We start from the raw sequence: 19,744 nt of genomic DNA, 5'->3' as shown, positions 1-19,744 counted from the left end.
AATTCTAATCGGCTGATCTTGGCCCCTTGCGGGCGACCGCGCCCTTCTCTTTCTTCAACGACCGCTTGACGCGTGCTTCCGCGAACCGGTCGAGGATCTGGACGATGACGCCGCGCTGCTTCTTGTTGGCGACGGGCGGCACGGGGCCGCGACGTTCCGGCGGTGAAATCTTCTCAAACGTGAAAGCAGGCATGGTGTATCCCCTCTTCGTTGAGTTGAAACACTCCTGGAGCTTCTCCCGGTATCCTGAGCTGAGCGGCTACACCGCAATCCGCTCCGTCCGACTAGCGCGGACCGACATATTGAAGCACAGATTATGCCAAATTGTGGCGGAGACTGCCGCATTGCGGACCGCTCCACCCAACCCTAAAGTGACCAGGCAATGTTCGAAGCCCATTTCCAGACATTCGAAGAACCCGAAGGCGGCGTGGCGCTGACCGCGCGGCTGGCGCGCTTCCGCGAGGAGCTGGCGCGGCGGAAGCTGACGGGATTCGTGGTTCCGCGCGCCGATCAGCAACAGAACGAATATGTCCCGGCCGCCGAAGAACGGCTGGCCTGGCTGAGCGGCTTCACTGGTTCGGCAGGCATGGCGATCGTTCTGACGCGCGATGCCGCGGTTTTCGTCGATGGCCGTTATACGCTGCAGGCCGCCAAGCAGGTCGACCGCAACGCCTGGCAAATCGAGCCGCTGGCCGATCCGCCGCCGGAGCAGTGGCTGACCAAGCACCTTGCGGCCGGCGACCGGCTCGGTTTCGACCCGTGGCTGCACACGTCGGCGGCAGCCGAGCGTCTGGCCGCCGCCTGCACCAAGGCGGGCGCTGAACTGATTGCGGTCGAAACCAACCCGCTGGATTCGATCTGGACCGAGCGCCCGGCCCCGCCGCTCGGCCGCGTCACCACTCACGGCGTGCAGTTTTCCGGCGAGATCGAAGCCGAAAAACTCAAGCGCATCCGGCTGGAGATCAACAAGCTCGGCGTCGACGCGCTGGTGCTGTCGGACAGCCACGCGGTGGCCTGGACCTTCAACATCCGCGGCGCCGACGTCTCGCACACGCCGCTGCCTTTGTCCTACGCGCTGGTGCCGAAGGACGGCCGCCCCACCATCTTCATCGACCATCGCAAGCTGTCCAACCTGACGCGCGACCATCTCGAACAATCCGCTGATGTGCGGGAGCCCGACGCGCTGGTGCCTGATCTGACTGAGCTTGCGCGCAGCGGGGCCGCGATTGCGCTTGATGCCGCCACCGCCGCGGACGCGCTGAGCCGGCTGATCGCAGGCGCCGGCGGAAAACCGGTACGCGGCAACGATCCGGTGAGCCTGTTGAAGGCGGTGAAGAATATCACCGAGATCGAGGGCACGCGGACCGCGCACCAGCGCGACGCGGTGGCGCTGGCGCGCTTCCTCGCCTGGATCGACCGCGAGGCGCCGTCGGGCGCGTTGACGGAGATCGATACCGTCGAGGCCTTGGAAACGTTCCGCCGCCAGACCTGCGCGCTGAAGGATGTTTCGTTTCCGACTATCGCCGGCACCGGGCCGAACGGCGCCATCGTGCATTACCGCGTCACCCGCAAGAGCAACCGGCGAATTTCGCCTGGCGACCTGCTGCTGATCGATTCCGGCGCGCAATATGAGGACGGCACCACCGACGTCACCCGCACCATCGCAATCGGCAATCCCACCGACGAAATGCGCGATCGTTTCACCCGCGTGCTGCGTGGGCACATCGCGATTGCACGCGCGGTGTTTCCGGACGGCACCACCGGCGCGCAGATCGACTCCTTTGCGCGGCAATTTTTGTGGCAGGCCGGCCTCGATTTCGAGCACGGCACCGGCCACGGCGTCGGCAGCTATCTCTCGGTGCACGAAGGCCCGGCGCGCATCTCGAAACTCGGCACCACGCCCTTGAAGCGCGGCATGATCCTCTCCAACGAGCCTGGCTACTACAAGACCGACGCCTACGGCATCCGGATCGAGAATCTCGAACTCGTCATCGGCACCGATATACCCGGCGCCGAGAAGCCGGTGAACGCGTTCGAGACGCTGACGCTGGCGCCGATCGACCGCCGCCTGATCGATGTGAACATGCTGAGCGCAACCGAACTGAAATGGCTCAACGACTACCACGAGCGCGTCAACCGCGCGGTGCGCCCGCACCTTGACGACAACACCACGAAGCTGTGGCTGGACGAAGCGACGGCAGCGCTGCTGCCGATTTAGTCACTGTGCCTCATGCAGCCGTAGGATGGGTGGAGCGCAGCGATACCCATCCTACTTTCCACCAGCCGCCCCGGCGACGGCGGAGGATCCGGTACGCCGTTGCCCGCCCCCTATAGCGATACGGCGCGCGCCGGACACAAAATCGCGAAAACAACCCCATGCAAAGTAGAATCCAGCGGCCCAGGCTCGTACCGCCTCCCCAATTCGGCATGGCCGCATGCCGAATCTACCGTATTCGCCATCAGCCACCGCGCTACAGTCCGTTTCAACCAAAACAGGATCTGAACTGAATGCACGGCGTCGTGGGCAAGCCGCCCGACGCGGCGGCGAACGCTGCCGCGATCTCGAAGATCATGCTGCTGATGCTGGTGGCGATGACCGGCGTCGCGCCGATCTCGCTCTACATGCTGGTGCCGGCGCTGCCCGTGCTGGCGACGACGTTCGGCGGCGACATCTCCGTCGCGCAGATGACGGTGTCGCTCTACATGGTCGGCATCGCCTGCTCGCAGCTCATCATGGGACCGCTGTCGGACAAGTTCGGACGCCGGCCGGTGCTGCTCGCGGGCCTTGCGCTCATGGTGGCGGCGAGCGTCGGCTGCTCGCTGGCGCAGACGCTGCCGCAACTGATTGCCGCGCGCTTCCTGCAGGCACTCGGCGGCGCGACCGGCATGGTGGTGAGCCGCGCCATCATCCGCGATCTCTACAGCCGCGACCGCATCAGCTCGATGATCAGCCTCGTGATTGCCGTCATGATGATGGCGCAGATGCTCAGCGCGCTGGTCGGCGGCCTCCTGGAGACCGCGTTCGGCTGGCGCGCCATCTTCTATTTCATCACGGCGGCTTCGCTCAGCGTCGCGGTCCTGATCGCGCTGGCGCTGCCCGAGACGCGCGGCGAACGCAGCGAGAGCAGCAGCTTCCGCGGCGACGTCGGCAAGCTGATCCGCAACCGCGCCTTCATCGGCTATGTGCTGTGCCAGGTGCTGGCTTCCCAGATTATTTTCATGTTCGCCGGCGGCGGACCTTACATCGTGGTGACGCAGATGGGCCGAACCACGGCGGAATATGGCGCGTGGTTCGCGACGACGGGATTTGCCTATCTGATCGGCAATGTGTTCTGCGTCCGTTTCGCGCCGCGGCATTCGCTGGAGAAGCTGATCTGGTTCGGGCTCGCGGTGCAATTCGGCGGCGCCCTCTTGAACCTCGTCTTGAGCGTTGCCGGGATCAACCAGGCGCCGCTCTGGCTGTTCGGCACCCAGATGATCGTGATGGTCGCGAACGCCTTCGTCATGAACAACGCCGCGGCCGGCGCCATCAGCGCGCGTCCCGAGGCCGCCGGCACCGCCTCCGGCGCGATGGGTTTTCTGCAACAGGGCATCGGCGCGCTGGTCTCGCAATTCGGCGCCTATCTCGGCGGCCACTCCACGACCACGCTGCCGCTGACGGCGGCGATCTTCGCACTGTCGATTGCCTGCATCTCGGTGATGTTCTTCATCGTGCCGCGGCGAAGTGTCGTGGTCGGCGAGGAGTTGGTAAAGAAGGCGGAGGAGGAAGAATCGCGGATGTTGTGAGATGCGCGAAGTGGCCGGCCCCGTCATTGCGAGCGAAGCGAAGCAATCCACCTGGCCGCACAAAGGAAATCAATCCATACTTTGTTACGCCGCAATGGATTGCTTCGCTACGCTCGCAATGACGGCTGGAACAAACGCATGCATCATGCCTGATTTTCTCAAGATTCTTGCGCTGAGCGCCCTGCTCACACTCTCGTCAAAACCGGTCATGGCAATGGATCAAGGCACGGTTGCGCCAGTGGTCTTCGATTGCTGGGAGCCCGAGCGCATTTTCAAGCAATGCGCGGCAACCGGCGCCGACGGGCGGCCGCGCTTGAAGCCATCCTATTTGGCTCGACTTCGATATGACCGTGATGGGCTGGCTTCCGTCTTGTTGATGGATCGGACTGACACACGAAAAGGCCAATGGTTCTACGTTCGACGAGGCGTCATCCCGATGCCGGTTGAATTCATGGACAACGGCCCGGACTATTTCAAGGATGGTCTCGCGCGGTCGCGGGTCGGAGGCAAGATCGGGTACATCGACCGCAAACTCAATCTCGTGATACCGGCAACGTATGACGGAGCCTATCCATTCGAGGATGGGGTTGCCGTCGTCTGCACAGCCTGCACGATTGCCGGCGACGGCGAGCATAGCTGGTACGAGGGCGGACAGTGGGGACGCATTGATCGCAAGGGCCGCGTAGTGTCGCCCTTCCGGCCTTGGGAGAAAGCTAGACGCCTCGAATTCGACTGACGGCCGAACACTTGCGAGGAACTGCTCGGCGGATTCGGCAATGCCATAGCCCGGATAAGCGGAGCGACATCCGGGAGCGGTGGCCCCTGTGTACCAATGCCGCGAACGGCGGCCTAACCCCGTCATTGCGAGCGAAGCGAAGCAATCCATAGCGCGACAAGCTGAGAGATGGATTGCTTCGTCGCGTCGCTCCTCGCAATGACGGTGGGAGGAGAACCTCTCACTCCCCGATCAGCTTCAGCCACTCATCTTCCGTCAGCACCGGCACGTCGTGCTTCTTGGCTTCCGCGAGTTTTGAACCCGCGCCCGGCCCCGCAACGACGTAGTCCGTTTTCTTCGACACCGAACCGGCGGCCTTGGCGCCCAGCCGCTCGGCGGTGGCCTTGGCTTCGTCCCGCGTCATCTTTTCCAGCGAGCCGGTGAACACCACGGTCTTGCCGGCGACGGCCGAATTGCTCTTGGGCTTTTCGGCGTCAATGATCTCGCTGAGCTCCTTGACCAGCCGCTCGACGATGCCGCGGTTATGGCTTTCGCCGAAATAGGCGGCGACGCTCTTGATCACGGTGTCGCCGATCTGGTCGAGCGCATCCATCTCGGCGATGGTGTCCTCGTCGCCCTTGGCGACCTTGAGGCAGGCATCGTGGAATGCATCCCAGGAACCGTAGCCGCGCGCCAGTGCCAGCGCGGTTGTCTCGCCGACATGGCGCATGCCGAGGGCGTAGATGAAGCGCTCCAACGAAATGCGGCGGCGGTTCTCGATCGCGGCGAACAGGTTGCGCACCGAGGTTTCACCGTAGCCCTCGATCTCCTCGAGCTTCAGCCTGGCGTTACGTTTCGGCAGCGTGAAGATGTCGGCCGGCTCCCGCACCCATTCGCGGTCGAAGAAGTACTGGAGCTGCTTCTCCCCGAGCCCGTCGATATCGAACGCCCGGCGCGACACGAACAGTTTCAGATGCTCGATCTTCTGGAACGGACAGGCGAACTCGCCGGTACAGCGGGCGCGCGAGCCTTCCTCGCCAGTTGCCGTCTCCTCGCGCACCACGTCGGTATGCAGCGGGCACGGGCACTTCTTCGGGAAGTGAAATTCCCTGGCGCCTCTCGGCCGCTTGTCGATGACGACATCGACCACCTGCGGGATCACATCGCCGGCGCGCTGGATCACGACGGTGTCGCCGAGCCTGATGTCACGGCCCTCGCGCAGCACTTCGCCCTTGTTGCCGATACCCTTGATGTAGTCCTCATTGTGCAGCGTGACGTTTTGCACGATGACGCCGCCGACACCGACCGGCTCGAGCTTGCCGACTGGCGTGAACGAGCCGGTGCGCCCGACCTGGATCTCGATGTCGCGCAGCACCGTCATGGCCCGCTCGGCCGGGAATTTGTGCGCGACGGCCCAGCGCGGCGTGCGCGAGACGAAGCCGAGCCGCTCCTGCCAATCGATACGGTCGATCTTGTAGACGACGCCGTCGATGTCGTAGTCGAGCTCGCCGCGCTGCTCCTCGATCTCGTGATGGAACGCGATCAAGTGCTCGACGGAGTGACAGAGTTTTGTCAGCGGATTGGTCTTGAAGCCGCAGCGCTCGAACCAGTGGATCATGTCGGTTTGAGTCTTTTCGGGCATCGCGCTCATCTGGCCCCAGGAATAGGCGAAGAAGCCAAGCGGGCGCGAGGCCGTAATGCTCGGGTCCTTCTGACGCAGCGAGCCTGCAGCCGAATTGCGCGGGTTTGCAAAAATGGTATCGCCTGCGGCCTTCTGGCGCTCGTTCAGCGCAAGGAACGCCTTCTTGGTCATGTAGACCTCGCCGCGCACCTCGCATATGTCAGGAACGTTGCGGCCTTTCAGCTTCTGCGGCACGTCTTCGAGCGTGCGGATGTTGGCGGTGACGTCCTCGCCTTCCGCGCCGTCGCCACGGGTAGCTGCGGTAACGAGTTCGCCACCCTCATAGCGCAGCGACATCGACAGCCCATCGATCTTCGGCTCGGCGGAAAAGTTGATCTTGTCATCCGGCAGCTTCAGGAAACGCGTGATGCGGCCGACGAAGTCGAGCACGTCCTGTTCGGCAAAGGCGTTGTCGAGCGACAGCATCGGCACCGCATGGCGGACCTTCCTGAAGCGGCCCGACGGCGTCGCGCCGATCTTTTGCGATGGCGATTCCGCTGTAACGAGTTCGGGAAACCGCTTCTCGATCGCATTGAAGCGCTGCCGCAGGGCGTCGTATTCGGCATCGCTGATGCTGGGCGCATCTTCCTGGTAATAGCGCTTGTCGTGCTCTTCGAGCTCCAGCGCCAGCCGCATGTGCTCGACCTTGGCCTGCGCCTTGGTGAGTTTTCCGACGTCGGTGGGGGTCTTTGTTTTCGCTGTCTTGGCCATGTAGGTTGAATACGACGAACGTCGCTCGGAGAAAAGGCGGTGGCGGACATCGTTCCCCGATGCTGCAGCGCGCTCGGCGATGCGCAGAATCGTGCGGACGGTGCGCTGCTGATCCGGAGTCCATCCGCACGGTAGGTCCCGGCTCTGCGGCGCAGCGTTTCACGCTGCACCGCATCCGGGACACGAGCAGATTACGCCGTCGCGGCGCGCAACAGTCGTTCCGCCGCCGCCCTCGCCTCGGCTGTGATCTCCGCCCCCGCCAGCATGCGGGCGATTTCCTCGCGGCGGTGGTCGGCGGCGAGCGCGTTGACGCGGGTGGCGACGCGCTTGCCCTTGTCGAGCGCGTCCTTGGAAATCAAAAGATGCTGGTTCGCCCTTGCGGCAACCTGCGGCGCGTGCGTCACCGCCATCACCTGGACCTGGCCGGCGAGCCGCGACAACCGCGCGCCGATCGCATCCGCCACCGCGCCGCCGACGCCGGTATCGATTTCGTCGAACACCAGCGTGGGCGCCGAGCCGCGATCGGACAGCACCACCTTGAGCGCCAGCAGGAACCGCGACAGCTCGCCGCCGGAGGCGACCTTCATCAACGGTCCCGGCTTTGTCCCCGGATTGGTCTGGACCCAGAACTCGACGCGGTCGATGCCCTGCGGCCCCGGTGACTTCGCATCGGTGTCGACCTGCGTCATGAATTTCGCGCGCTCGAGTTTCAGCGGCGCGAGTTCGGCGTTGACGGCCTTGTTGAGTTTTTCGGCGGACTTAGCTCGGGCCGCCGACAGCTTCGCCGCCGCCGCGCCGTAGCGCTGGTCGGCCTCGGCAGCCGCCGCTTCCAGCTTCTTTAACCGATCGGCGCCGGCGTCGATCAGTGCGACATCGGAGACGAATTTGGCAGCCAGTGCTGCGAGCCCATCGACCGGTGTGGAATATTTGCGCGAGGCAGCGCGCAGCGCAAACAGCCGCTCCTCGATCCGCTCCAGCTCGGCCGGATCGAAATCGGCCGCAACCAGCGCGGCGCTGAGATGCTGGTCGGCCTCCTCCAGCGCATTGATTGCGATGTCGATCGCCTTCACCGCCGGCTCGACCAGCGCCGGCGAATTGGCGGCGCGGCGCTCGAGGCGGCGCACGGCCGCTGCCAGCGCCGGCACCGGCGAGTTTTGGCCGCCGACCGCCTCCTGCGCCTCACGCAGGTCGCTGGCGATCTTCTCGCCCTGCATCATGGTGGTGCGGCGTTCGGCGAGTGCGGTCTCCTCGCCGTCCTTCGGCTTCAGCGCCTTGAGCTCGTCGGCGGCGTGGCGCAAATAATCCGCCTCGCGCGCGGCGCGTTCCATGCTGGCGCGATGCTCATCGAGTGCCTGGTGGGCGGTGCGCCGCGCCTCCCACAGCGTCTCCAGCGCGGCGACTTCTTTCTCGAGCCCGGCAAAGGCATCGAGCAACTGCCGGTGCGTCGAGGCGTCGACCAGCGCGCGCTCGTCATGCTGGCCGTGAATTTCGACCAGCGCCGCGCCGACCGCCTTTAGGGTCTGCACGCTGATCGATTGGTCGTTGATGAAGGCGCGGGTGCGGCCGTCGGCGAGCTGCACGCGGCGAAGAATCATTTCGCAAGCATCTTGAGAACTCGCGTCGTCGAGGCCGTTCTCGGAAAGGATCTTTGTCGCGGGATGGCCTTTGGGAACGTCGAAGGTGGCGGTCACCTGGCCCTGCTCCGCGCCATGGCGAACCAGGCCCGCATCACCGCGGCCGCCGAGCGCCAGCGCGAAGGCATCGAGCAGGATGGATTTGCCCGCGCCGGTTTCGCCGGTCAGCACCGCGAGGCCACGGGAGAATTCGATATCGAGCCGTTCGATCAGGACGATGTCACGGATCGACAGACGCGCCAGCATGCGAAGTCAATTCCTAGTGGTCCAGTTCTAACATTCGCTCCCCGCTCGGGGAGCCACTTTGCGAATGTTAGAATCAAAAGGACCACTAGCAAATATAAAGCTGGTAGTGGAGCTTTACGGATTTGACATTCGCTTCACGAAGTCGCGGCAAGTATCGAGCGAATGTCAAATCCGCTCCACTACCCGAGACCCAACTTCTTGAAGGCCCTGGAAATATAGGAACCCTTGTTCTCGCTCGGCTCGAGCCCGCCCGACTTTACAAGATTATAGGCGTCCTTGTACCAGCGGCTGTCAGGAAAATTGTGCCCAAGTACGGCTGCCGCCGTCTGCGCCTCGCCGACGATGCCGATCGCCATATAGGCCTCGGTGAGTCGCGCCAGCGCTTCCTCAACATGCCGCGTGGTCTGGTAGCGGGTGACCACGGTCTTGAAGCGGTTGATGGCGGCGGTGTAGTCGCGCCGTTCCATGTAATAGCGGCCGACGTCCATTTCCTTGCCGGCGAGCTGGTCGCGCGCGCCTTCGAGCTTGGCCTTGGCGGAGTTGGCGTATTCCGAGGTCGGATATTTGCGAATCACCTCTTCCAGCGCCGCAATCGCCTTTTCAGTGCGGCCCTGGTCGCGAGATATGTCCGGGATCTGGTCATAATGCGAGGCCGCGATCAGATATTGCGCGTAAGCCGCATCGGCGCTGCCGGGATGCAGTGTGACGTAACGCGTCGCTGCGCCGATGCAGCTATCGTAATCGCCGGCATTGTAAAAGGAGTAGGCCGACATCAAGAGCGATTTGCGCGCCCAGTCGGAATAAGGATGCTGGCGATCGACCTCCTCGAATTTCTTCGATGCCCCCTTCAGATCCTTGCGCTGGTTCATCAGGTACAAGCCCTCATTGTAGAGCTTGTCCGCCGGCTCTTCGTTGAAGGTGTCGTCCTTGGCGGTGAACTTGTCCCACAGCGCACCGGTGCCGCAGCCGCTCAAGGGAATGGCGAGCGCAATCAGGCCAGCCGCCAGCCGCAACGACCGTGCGGCGCGAGCAAGGCTGAGGCGCCCGAGTGATTTGCCTGGTTCGAGCGTCATACGCTGTGCCGACATGGAATCTGTGACCTGACGCCTTTGATGCGGTTGATGACTGAGCCCGCCCGTCCATGAACCGCGGTCATGGATGCCATATTCCCCGTGCCCCAAATTTCTTGAGCCCAATACGCGTTGCGCCTTGTGGTGCTACCGCGGGCTTCTCTAGCCGAAAAATGGTCCTCGACCAACCGAATACGCAGCCAATTCGCCCGGATTAAGGCGGCTGAACGCCCACGTTACCACTGTGGTTACTACGCAAAACTCGCCCGAGCGGCGCAAAACAGCTCAAAATTCGGAGGTTTTGCAAAGACGAAAGTCAGGAAACGTCGGGACCATAGGCGGGGGCGATCATGCCGCCCACCATGCCCGCGCCGGCCTCGACATGGGCGCGGGGACGGCGTGCCGGTTCGGCCTCGACCACCCGCCAGGCGCTGCGATCGGCCAACAGGGCGGTCAGCACGGCGTGGTTCAGCTTGTGACCGCCACGTACCGAACGGTAGGCGCCGAGCAGCGGCAGACCAGCCAGGGTCAAATCACCGACCGCATCCAGCGCCTTGTGGCGGGCGCACTCGTCGCTGAAGCGCAGCCCTTCGGTGTTGAGTAGGCGGGTTTCGTCGAACACCACCGTATTCTCAAACGAGGCGCCACGCGCATAACCGGCGCCCCAGAGCCGTGCGACGTTGTTCATGAAGCCAAAGGTCCGGGCGCGGGAAATCTCGCGGCGGAAGCTTTCGGGGCTTAAATCGATAGAATATTTCTGGCAACCGATCATGGCGTTGTCGAAGTCGATCTCGACCTCGACGCGGAACCCGTTGCCATGCGGGCGCAACTCGCCAAAACTGTCGCCGATCGCGACCTGCACCGGCTTGAGCACCTGAATGAAGCGGCGGGAGGCCGACTGGGTGACGATACCGGCTTGGTCGATAGCGGCAACGAAAGCCGCCGCGCTGCCGTCCATGATCGGAACTTCGGGGCCGTCGACTTCGATGATGGCGTTGTCGACACCCATGCCGCGCAGGGCAGCAAGGACATGTTCGGCGGTGGAAACCAGCGGACCTTCGCGGTCGCCAAGAACGGTAGCAAGATCGGTGGCGGTTACGGAGGTGGCTACTGCGCGGACCTCGCGATCGGCCTCATCCAGGCCGGTACGGACAAAAACAAAACCCGCATCCACAGGAGCAGGTCCAAGCGTCAGGCTGACAGGTAATCCGGAATGAACGCCAACGCCCGTTACGGTGGCTTGCGACCGAAGCGTGGTTTGGCGGCTGAATTTCATCGATAACTGCCCACTACCCGACTTAACCCAAAGACGGGAACCGCGCGCTAGCGCCGATTCGCGTTCTAGGAATCCCCAAGTCACGGCAGACCATAGACATTGCCCTAAGGCGCACAACTCACGCTTCTTTACGGATTGTTACCCTATCTCTGCCGCATTCGCGCCAAGGGTTAACCAAACTCCGACACGGCCAGACGCTGTTCGAGCTTCGGTGTTTGGTCACGAAATGAATAATTAATGATTTAAAATCAGTTGGTTGGCTAGGCCGCTGAACCCCGGCACCAAGCCCAAGAGAAGGGCCCCGACTGTTCCAGCCGGGGCCCCTTGGATCACCTCGATTGTAACAAAAGCTCAGTTGGCCTGGCGTCGGAGGAAGGCCGGGATATCAAGATGGTCGTCACCCTGTGGCGCCGGTGCAACAGGTGCTGGGCGGCCATGGACATCCAGACCCTGCGGTGCCGAGCGCTTTGCATACTCCGATACCGGCTCGTGATTCGCCGTTTGCTGGGCGACAGTGCGCTGCGGCTTGCGTTCGGGCAGCGGCGCCATCGACGGGCCGGAGGCACGTGCCGCGATCGGCGGCTCGGTCTCTTCGTCGCGGCGGCCGAGGCCGACATTGGCGAGCCGCTGCAACAGCGACAGCCGCGTCTTCTGCGGATGCTCCTCCTCAGGCTCGCCGCGGGCGTGCCGTATCTCGGCTTGGGCGGGCATCGGGAGGTCCTCGAACTTCGGCATCCGCGGCGTGCGGGCCGGCGGACGTTCGGCCGCCTGCGGGATGAAGGTTTCGGGCGCCGGCGCCTCCGGCTCGACGCGGGCGGCCTCCTTGTGATCCGGGAACAGCGTCGGCTTTTGCGCGATCGGGCGAACCGTGACGTCGCCATAGGAGGCTGGCTGGATCGGGGCCTGTTGCGGCGTCTCAACCGCCGCAGCGATCGCGGCAAGCGCCGCGCGCTCGACGTTGCCGCGCTGCGCCGGCGTAGCGGCAGGTGCCGGAGCAACCGCGTGCGGCGCAGCCGCCGGCTCGAGCTTCTGGGCGCGTTCGGCCAGGCGCGCATTGTCGGCGCGCAGGCGAGCGGTCAGTTCGGCCAGCCGGTTGTCCGGCGAAGACGGCGTGGCAGAGGCGGTGGTTGCGGTGGTGGTGGCAGCGACGGCGGTGCCCGCGTTGCGCGCAATCTGCGACTGGTCGATGCCGGTGGCGACTACGGAGACGCGGATGATGCCGTCGAGCGATTCGTCGAAGGTGGCGCCGACGATGATGTTGGCGTCCTGGTCGACTTCCTCGCGAATCCGCGTCGCGGCTTCGTCGACTTCGAACAAAGTGAGGTCCTTGCCGCCGGTGATCGAGATCAACAGGCCGCGCGCCCCCTTCATCGAGGAATCATCGATCAGCGGGTTGGCGATCGCGGCTTCGGCCGCGGTCAGCGCGCGCTTCTCGCCGGTCGCCTCGCCGGTGCCCATCATCGCCTTGCCCATTTCCCTCATCACCGCCCTTACGTCGGCGAAGTCGAGATTGATCAGGCCTTCCTTCACCATGAGATCAGTGATGCAGGCGACGCCCGAATAGAGCACCTGGTCGGCCATCGCGAAGGCGTCGGCGAAGGTGGTCTTTTCGTTGGCGACCCGGAACAGGTTCTGGTTCGGGATGATCAGCAGCGTATCGACCACCTTGTGCAGCTCGGCGATGCCGGACTCGGCGGTGCGCATGCGGCGCTGGCCTTCGAAGTGGAACGGCTTGGTGACGACGCCGACCGTGAGGATGCCCATGTCGCGCGCGGTCTTGGCAATCACCGGAGCGGCGCCGGTGCCGGTGCCGCCGCCCATGCCGGCGGTGACGAACACCATGTTGGCGCCCGAGAGATGGTCGCGCAGCTCGTCGATCACTTCCTGCGCCGCCGCCGCGCCGACATCAGGCTGGGACCCCGCACCGAGGCCCTGCGTCACCTGGGTGCCCATCTGCACGATGCGCTGGGCCTTCGACATGGTCAGCGCCTGCGCGTCGGTGTTGGCGACGACGAAATCGACCCCCTGCAACCCGGCAGTGATCATGTTGTTGACGGCATTGCCGCCTGCTCCACCGACGCCGAAGACGGTAATCCGCGGTTTCAGCTCACTGATGTCAGGGGGGGTCAGATTGAGTGCCATGGTTGCCTCTCTTACGACGCGCGCGTTGGTTCGCCCCGGCCGGCGGCCGCGGGATTTGGTGAAAATCGTTTGGTCACAGGACCGGTCATCAGAAGCCCTCGCGAAGCCATCGTCCGACCTTGCCAAAATAGCCGTCTGTCCCTGTCTTGAGCTGCCGCGTATGCCGCGGTTCGACGTGTTCAAGATGAGCGTATTGCGGATAGACCAGGAGGCCGGTGGGAACCGCGAACGAGGCGCTCTTGGCCTCGTTGGGCAGCCGGCCGAAACCGAGCGGGCGGCCGATCCGGACCGGCCGGTTGAGAATGCGCGTGGCGAGTTCGACGGTGCCGGTAAGCTGAGAAGCCCCGCCACTCAACACAACCCGCGCCCTCGGCTCTGCCGCAAAGGGGGAATCCGCGAGCCGGTCCCGGACCATTTCAAAAATCTCCTCCGCGCGATGCCGGACGATGTTGGCAATCGTGGCGCGCGAGACGATCTGCGGCGCATCGTGTTCCTCGCCCGCAGTCGGTACAGACATCAGCTCGCGCGCGTCGGACCCGCCGGTCAGCACGGTGCCATATAACGTCTTGATTCGCTCGGCATCCGCAATGCATGCGCCGACGCCGCGTGCAAGATCCATTGTCACGTGCTGCCCGCCGAGCGCAAATCCGCTCGCGTGCACGAAGCGGCCGCCGGAATAGGTCGCAATCGTGGTCGATCCGGCCCCCATTTCGACCACGGCGGCGCCGAGATCGGCCTCGTCGTCGGTCAACACGGACAGGCCTGCGACATAAGGACTCGCCGCCATGGCCTCGACATTGAGGTGGCAGCGCTCGACCACCAGCATCAGGTTGCGGGCGACGGTGGCGTCCGCCGTAACGACTTGCATGTCGACGCCGAACTGCCGCGCAACCATGCCGCGGGGGTCGCGGATGCCCTTGACGCCGTCCAGCGCGTAGCCGACGGGGAGCGCATGCAGCACCGTGCGGCCCTCGCCGGTGGCATGGCGCATGCCGGTGGAGGTCACCCGGGTGACGTCATCAGCGGTAACCGCGCCGCCTCTGATGTCAGCGGCCGCCTCGACAAGCTGCCCCTGCAGCCGGCCGCCGGAAACCGACAGCAATATTGATTCAACGCGGACCTTGGCCATGCGCTCGGCCAGCGCCACCGCCTGCCGCACCGCCTGCTCGCATTCGGCGAGATCGACCACGGCGCCCGCCTTGACGCCGCGCGACTGGATCTGGCTGTAGCCGATCAGTTCCACCGCATGGGTACGGCCGCGCAGCGCGTCGCTCGGCGGCGACGGCTTCAGCCGCGCGATCATGCAGGCGATCTTGCTGGTGCCGACATCGAGCGAAGCCACCAGCGCCGTCCGCTTGTGGTCGACGGGACGTGTCTTCGGGGTCTGGTTGCGATCGAGGCCGGTCATGCTGAATCACCGGCCTTCTTCTTGGTCTTCTTGTCCTTGAACAGTTCTTCGCGGGCCTTGGCCGCGTCTTCCGACAATTGCACCGTCAGCCGGTCCGGCAGGCGCATGTCGACTGCGACGATGTCGCGCGAGAACAGCCTGTCCTCCTTGTCGAGCTTGCTCAACATGGCAAGCGCGTTGCCGACGTCGTTCTCCGGCAGGCGAATGTCGAGGCCGTCCTTCAGCCGCAAATTCCAGCGCCGCTCGCCGACCAGGATTGCAGCCTTGGTCACCGAGCGGACCTGCGGATAGCGGTCGAGCAGCGCGAGGAAATCACGGGCCCTGACATCGGCGCCCTTGCCCACCACCAGCGGCAGCGTCACGAAGCGGCGCGACACATAGGGCTCCAGCACCGCGCCGTCCTCGGAGATCACGGACAGCCGGCCGTCCTGCTGCCACAGCGCGAACGCCGTGCGCTCGACGATGTCGATCTGCAACTGGCCGGGATAAAGCTTCAGGATGGTCGCGTCCGCGATCCACGGATTCGCCTTGAGCTTGTCGCGCAGGGTGGCGGCATCGAGGAACAGCAGCGAGGAGCGGCCATTGACGCCGCCGATTGCGAGCACTTCGTCCTGGCTCAACTGCTTGCGGCCGTTGATGGCAACCTCAGTGATGCGGAACCCGGCTGAATTGGCCAGCGCGTTGCGGGTATCGCCGAGCGCAACCATGAATTCGTCAACATGACCGCCCTTGACGATCCCAAGACCGGCGCTGCCGAGCAGCATCAGCACGGTCAGGGTAACGCCGAGACGATTCGGCAGATAACGCTCAACTAGACGGACCAGGCGATTCGGCCGCTCGCGATCGATCGTGGGCTTCGCCGGGACGCGGGCGCGACGGCCCAGCCGCTCACGTAGCAGCACGACCGCTCCAATAGCGGCTGCTTTCAGGTCAGCCTGGGGCCCCACCGATCTCACCGACCGCGTGAGGCGTCCTGCACCATCCATTGCACGAGCCTGTCCAAGTGTTGTTCCCGCAAGCTTTTTTACGGGTCCTGGCCCAGATGACGTCTCGGCTGTGCCGGACTTAAGTGCTGACCTGAAGTCGGAACAGCGCACCCCGGCAGCCAAGCGCCACATGCGCCGCCAGCGTTAACCTTCGTTCTTCCTGGTAAACAAAGTGTAAAAACGGGGGGCTGGTGATGCGCTTTGACCCGTCTTTTGAGTGGTTTGCCGGACAATTCTTAGGATTTTAGCAACATTTCTCGTGGCGAGGTTAGTTCCGGGTTAACGGGCTGTTAACGGGCCGTCCGGCCGGTCACGCCCGCCCCCGGCTGCGTCGTTCGGCCAAGGCGATCTGGTCACGCAGGAAATCCGGAAACTCGATCCCCTGGGCCTTGAGCGCCTTCGGGTAGAGCGAGGCCGCAGTCAGCCCCGGCAAGGTATTGGTTTCGAGGTAAACCGGCCCGTTCGCCGAGACGATGAAATCGGTCCGGGAATAGCCGCTGCAGGAGAGCGCTTTGTGCGCCCGCAGCGCCTGATCCTGCAGTTGCGCAGTGATGTCAGGAGAAAAGCGCCCCGGGCAGATCTCCTGAGTCGATTTGAGCAGATACTTGGCCGTGTAGTCGAAGGTGCCCTCCCCCGGGACAATCTCGATCGGCGGCAGCGACATCAACGTACCATCCGACTGCTCCAGCACGCCGCAAGTTGCTTCGACGCCCGCGATGAAGGGCTCGATCAGATATTCTTCGATTCTAGCGGCGTTGCGGACCGCGACCAGGTCCTGCTTGGCGTTGACGAAAATCAGGCCGTAGCTCGAACCGTCGCGCGCCGGCTTTGCGATCAGCCTGCCATGTTCGGCAAACGCTGCGTCAAGGTTTTCCAGGGCTACGCCGGCCGGAGCCGCGACACCGGCAATCGCCGCAAACCGTTTCGCTGCGACCTTGTCAAAAGCGAGGTTCGAAGACGCCGAGCCGGATCCGGTGAAGGGAATGGCGCGCATTTCGCACATCGCCTGCAGTTCGCCGTTCTCGGCACGGCCGCCGTGCAGCCCGAGCACCAGCACACGTTCTTCCGCCTTCGCCTTGTCGAGCGCCGCTTCCAGCGCGATGCCGCGATTGCCCGGCTTGAATTCATCCTCGAAGGGACGCGAATGCTCGAGCAGCGCCTTTGAACTGACCTCGTGAACGGTGTCTACCACATGCCAGAACCAGAGATCGGCTTCCGGCAACGCGCGGTGCAGCGCCTGCGCGGTCGCCACCGAAACCAGCCGCTCTTTATTGGTGCCGCCAAAGAGAATGGTCGTTCGCATCAGCCTTTACCTATCCGTCATTCCGGGGCGATGCGAAGCATCGAACCCCGCAATCTATGCGGAAATCCCGATCCGCTTGATTTCCCAGTGCAGCTCGATTCCAGAATTCGCTTTAACCCGCTCGCGCACGGTTTCGCCCAGCGTTTCAATATCATGCCCGGTGGCGTTGCCGGTGTTGATGAGGAAATTGCAGTGCATTTCCGAGACCTGCGCCCCGCCGACGCGAAGCCCGCGGCAGCCGGCGGCGTCGATCAGTTTCCACGCGCTGTTGCCGGGCGGATTCTTGAAGGTGGAGCCACCGGTCTTTTCGCGAATCGGCTGCGCGGTTTCGCGATGGGTCTGCACCTCGTTCATCCGGGCGCGGATGGTTTCGGCGTCCGTGATCTGCCCGCGAAAGCGCGCGGAGGTGAAAATGACTGAGGGATCGACGCCACTGTTGCGATAGACGAACTTCATGTCGGCATTGGAGAAGACATGCTTCGTGCCGTCGCGGCCGATGCCGGTCGCCTCGACCAGCACGTCCTTGGTCTCGCTTCCATTGGCGCCGGCATTCATCCGCAACGCGCCGCCGATGCTGCCCGGAATGCCGAAGAAGAATTCCATGCCGCCGATGCCGGCCGCCGCCGCCGTTTCCGCCACGCGCTTGTCGAGCGCAGCCGTGCCCGCGCTCACGATATCGCCCTCGGCCCTGGTCTCGCCAAACGCCCGCGGCGACAGCCGGATCACCACGCCCGGCATACCGCCGTCGCGCACGATCAAATTGGAGCCGACGCCGACCACATAGACCGGCAACTCCTTCGGAAGCAGCTTTAAGAAATACGCGAGATCGTCTTCGTCCGCCGGCGTGAACAACACCTGCGCCGGCCCGCCGACGCGAAACCAGGTCAACTCGGCGAGCGACTGGTTCGCCAACAGCCGGCCGCGCAATTGCGGCATCGCGGCTTTCAGATCGGACGTGATGTCGGGGAAGGTCATGCCGCGCCAACCGTCTCGCAACATGATTTGAGAGCGTATCGCGTTTCGGCTTGCACCAACGCCCGGGGCTTACCCCTCTCCCCAACCTCGAGAGCGAGCTTCGCTCGCCTCGGACCCCGCAAGGGGGGAGGGAGCCTGACCAGCGTGCTCACCTCACACGCAGGAAAAGCTACATCGATTGGCTCAGTCAGGGACGCACCAGCGGTAGGGTTCCCTCTCCCCTTGCGGGAGAGGGTTAGCCGCACACGCCGGCCCTCGTAGCTACGCGCCCCTTCAACCTCCGCAGCGACAGTAATCATCATCACCCCAACGCCTTCAATTCGCCCGGCAGTGCGTAGGCCCATTGCGTGATGTTGCCGGCCCCTAAGCAGACCACGAGGTCGCCGGGGTTGGCGATGCCGCGGACGACTTTTGCGAGTTCCGTCGAACTCGGCAGCGGGACCACTTCACGGTGGCCATGCGCGCGCAGGCCGAGCACAAAGTGGTCGCGGTCGATGCCTTCGATCGGCGCCTCACCTGCCGGATAGACCTCGGCGACGATGACCGCATCGGCGTCGTTGAAGCAGGTGCAGAACTCCTCGAACAGCGACTGCAGGCGGGTGAAGCGGTGTGGCTGCACCACGGCGATGATCTTGCCGCTATAGGAGTCACGCGCAGCCTTCAACACTGCAGCGATCTCGACGGGGTGATGGCCATAGTCGTCGATCACGGTGACGCCGTTCCACTCGCCGGTGCGGGTGAAGCGCCGCTTGACGCCGCCGAATGCCGCGATTGCCTTGCGGATCGCTTCGTCGGAGATGCCGAGTTCGTGCGCCACCGCAATCGCCGCGGTCGCATTCGACGCATTGTGCCGGCCCGGCATCGGCAACGCTATGTCCGTTATCTCGTGCGTGGCCTCCGTCTTGCGGTTGCGGATCGCAACCTTGAACTTCGATCCGCCGGCGATCGGCGTCAGGTCCATCAGCCGCGCATCGGCCTGCGGGTTTTCGCCGTAGGTGATGATGCGGCGATCCTCGATCCGGCCGACGATGCTCTGCACCACCGCGTGATCGATGCACATCACCGCAAAGCCGTAGAACGGCACGTTCTCGACGAAATTGCGGAACGCGTCCTGGATCGCCTCGAAGGTCTTGAAATGATCGAGATGCTCAGGATCGACATTGGTGACGATGGCCACGTCGGTCGGCAGTTTCAAAAACGTGCCGTCGCTCTCGTCGGCTTCCACCACCATCCAGTCGCCCGCTCCCAGCCGCGCATTGGTGCCATAGGCGTTGATGATGCCGCCATTGATGACGGTCGGGTCGAGATTGCCGCCATCGAGCAGCGCCGCGACCATCGATGTCGTCGTGGTCTTGCCATGGGTGCCGGCAATCGCGACGCAGCTTTTCAGCCGCATCAGTTCGGCCAGCATTTCGGCGCGACGCACCACCGGGATGCGCTGCGCGCGAGCCGCCATCAGTTCGGGATTGTCGCGCTTGATCGCGGTCGAGACCACGACCACGTCGGCGCCGTCGACATTCTCGGCCTTGTGGCCGACCGAGACCTTGACGCCCTTCTCCCGCAGCCGCGCGACATTGCCGCTTTCGGAAGCGTCCGAGCCCTGCACGATGTAGCCGAGATTGACGAGCACTTCGGCGATGCCGCTCATGCCGATGCCGCCGATCCCGACGAAGTGAATGGGTCCGATCTCGCGCGGCAGTCTCATGGGTTTGTCCTTGGCCGTCATCGCCCGCCATGTGCGCAATTGCGCACAGGGGCGATCCAGTATTCCGCGAAGCCAGTATTCCTAAGAGCCAGTATTCCAGAGCCAA

General features: G+C 64.0%; 14 protein-coding genes. 3 read left to right on the top strand and 11 right to left on the bottom strand.

The features are described 5' to 3' along the window. Positions 1-4: 4 nt before the first annotated feature. Positions 5-193, bottom strand: a complete 189-nt coding sequence (locus V1290_RS28420; RefSeq protein WP_334367439.1) for a hypothetical protein — start codon at positions 191-193, stop codon at positions 5-7. Positions 194-382: 189 nt separating this feature from the next. Between V1290_RS28420 and V1290_RS28415 the strand changes: the two genes are divergently transcribed. The 3 genes from V1290_RS28415 (at position 383) to V1290_RS28405 (ending at position 4,522) form a co-directional block, all read left to right on the top strand. After that, a complete protein-coding gene (locus tag V1290_RS28415) occupies positions 383-2,218 on the top strand; it encodes an aminopeptidase P family protein (protein ID WP_334367438.1) in 1,836 nt (611 codons plus the stop codon). 290 nt (positions 2,219-2,508) lie between these two features. Continuing rightward, entirely contained in the window at positions 2,509-3,786 is a 1,278-nt protein-coding gene (locus V1290_RS28410; protein WP_334367437.1) for a multidrug effflux MFS transporter, read from the top strand. A 1-nt stretch (position 3,787) separates the two neighbouring features. Then, positions 3,788-4,522, top strand: coding sequence for a WG repeat-containing protein (locus tag V1290_RS28405; protein ID WP_334367436.1), 735 nt, complete (start codon positions 3,788-3,790; stop codon positions 4,520-4,522). A 220-nt stretch (positions 4,523-4,742) separates the two neighbouring features. Here the strand turns inward: V1290_RS28405 and ligA are convergent, their stop codons facing one another. The 10 genes from ligA to murC form a co-directional block, all read right to left on the bottom strand. Beyond that, the gene (gene ligA, locus V1290_RS28400; RefSeq protein WP_334367435.1) at positions 4,743-6,893 is read right to left on the bottom strand and encodes an NAD-dependent DNA ligase LigA; all 2,151 of its coding nucleotides are present in this window, start codon (positions 6,891-6,893) and stop codon (positions 4,743-4,745) included. A gap of 191 nt (positions 6,894-7,084) precedes the next feature. Beyond that, positions 7,085-8,773 (bottom strand): DNA repair protein RecN, encoded by a 1,689-nt coding sequence (gene recN, locus V1290_RS28395; protein WP_334367434.1) that lies wholly within the window; start codon positions 8,771-8,773, stop codon positions 7,085-7,087. A gap of 179 nt (positions 8,774-8,952) precedes the next feature. Then, positions 8,953-9,861, bottom strand: a complete 909-nt coding sequence (locus V1290_RS28390; RefSeq protein WP_442894073.1) for an outer membrane protein assembly factor BamD — start codon at positions 9,859-9,861, stop codon at positions 8,953-8,955. 298 nt (positions 9,862-10,159) lie between these two features. Beyond that, positions 10,160-11,119, bottom strand: coding sequence for a UDP-3-O-acyl-N-acetylglucosamine deacetylase (gene lpxC / locus V1290_RS28385; RefSeq protein WP_334367432.1), 960 nt, complete (start codon positions 11,117-11,119; stop codon positions 10,160-10,162). Between the two features lie 351 nt (positions 11,120-11,470). Further along, positions 11,471-13,261, bottom strand: coding sequence for a cell division protein FtsZ (gene ftsZ / locus V1290_RS28380; protein WP_334367431.1), 1,791 nt, complete (start codon positions 13,259-13,261; stop codon positions 11,471-11,473). Positions 13,262-13,349: 88 nt separating this feature from the next. Next, positions 13,350-14,669 (bottom strand): cell division protein FtsA, encoded by a 1,320-nt coding sequence (gene ftsA / locus V1290_RS28375; protein WP_065749606.1) that lies wholly within the window; start codon positions 14,667-14,669, stop codon positions 13,350-13,352. Next, positions 14,666-15,655: a cell division protein FtsQ/DivIB gene (locus tag V1290_RS28370; RefSeq protein WP_334367430.1), complete on the bottom strand. Its 990-nt coding sequence runs from the start codon at positions 15,653-15,655 to the stop codon at positions 14,666-14,668. Before V1290_RS28370 ends, ftsA begins: the two co-directional genes overlap by 4 nt. Before the next feature lie 310 nt (positions 15,656-15,965). After that, positions 15,966-16,958, bottom strand: coding sequence for a D-alanine--D-alanine ligase family protein (locus tag V1290_RS28360; RefSeq protein WP_334367429.1), 993 nt, complete (start codon positions 16,956-16,958; stop codon positions 15,966-15,968). Positions 16,959-17,012: 54 nt separating this feature from the next. After that, positions 17,013-17,933, bottom strand: a complete 921-nt coding sequence (gene murB, locus V1290_RS28355) for a UDP-N-acetylmuramate dehydrogenase (RefSeq protein ID WP_334367428.1) — start codon at positions 17,931-17,933, stop codon at positions 17,013-17,015. A gap of 301 nt (positions 17,934-18,234) precedes the next feature. Continuing rightward, complete coding sequence (gene murC / locus V1290_RS28350) at positions 18,235-19,638, bottom strand: UDP-N-acetylmuramate--L-alanine ligase (RefSeq protein ID WP_334367427.1); 1,404 nt, start codon at positions 19,636-19,638, stop codon at positions 18,235-18,237. Positions 19,639-19,744 lie beyond the last annotated feature (106 nt).

This window comes from Bradyrhizobium sp. AZCC 1578, from assembly GCF_036924675.1.
Lineage (GTDB): Bacteria > Pseudomonadota > Alphaproteobacteria > Rhizobiales > Xanthobacteraceae > Bradyrhizobium.
The sequence above is the reverse complement of the archived record's forward strand: the minus strand, read 5'-3'. Positions and strand labels throughout refer to the sequence as shown.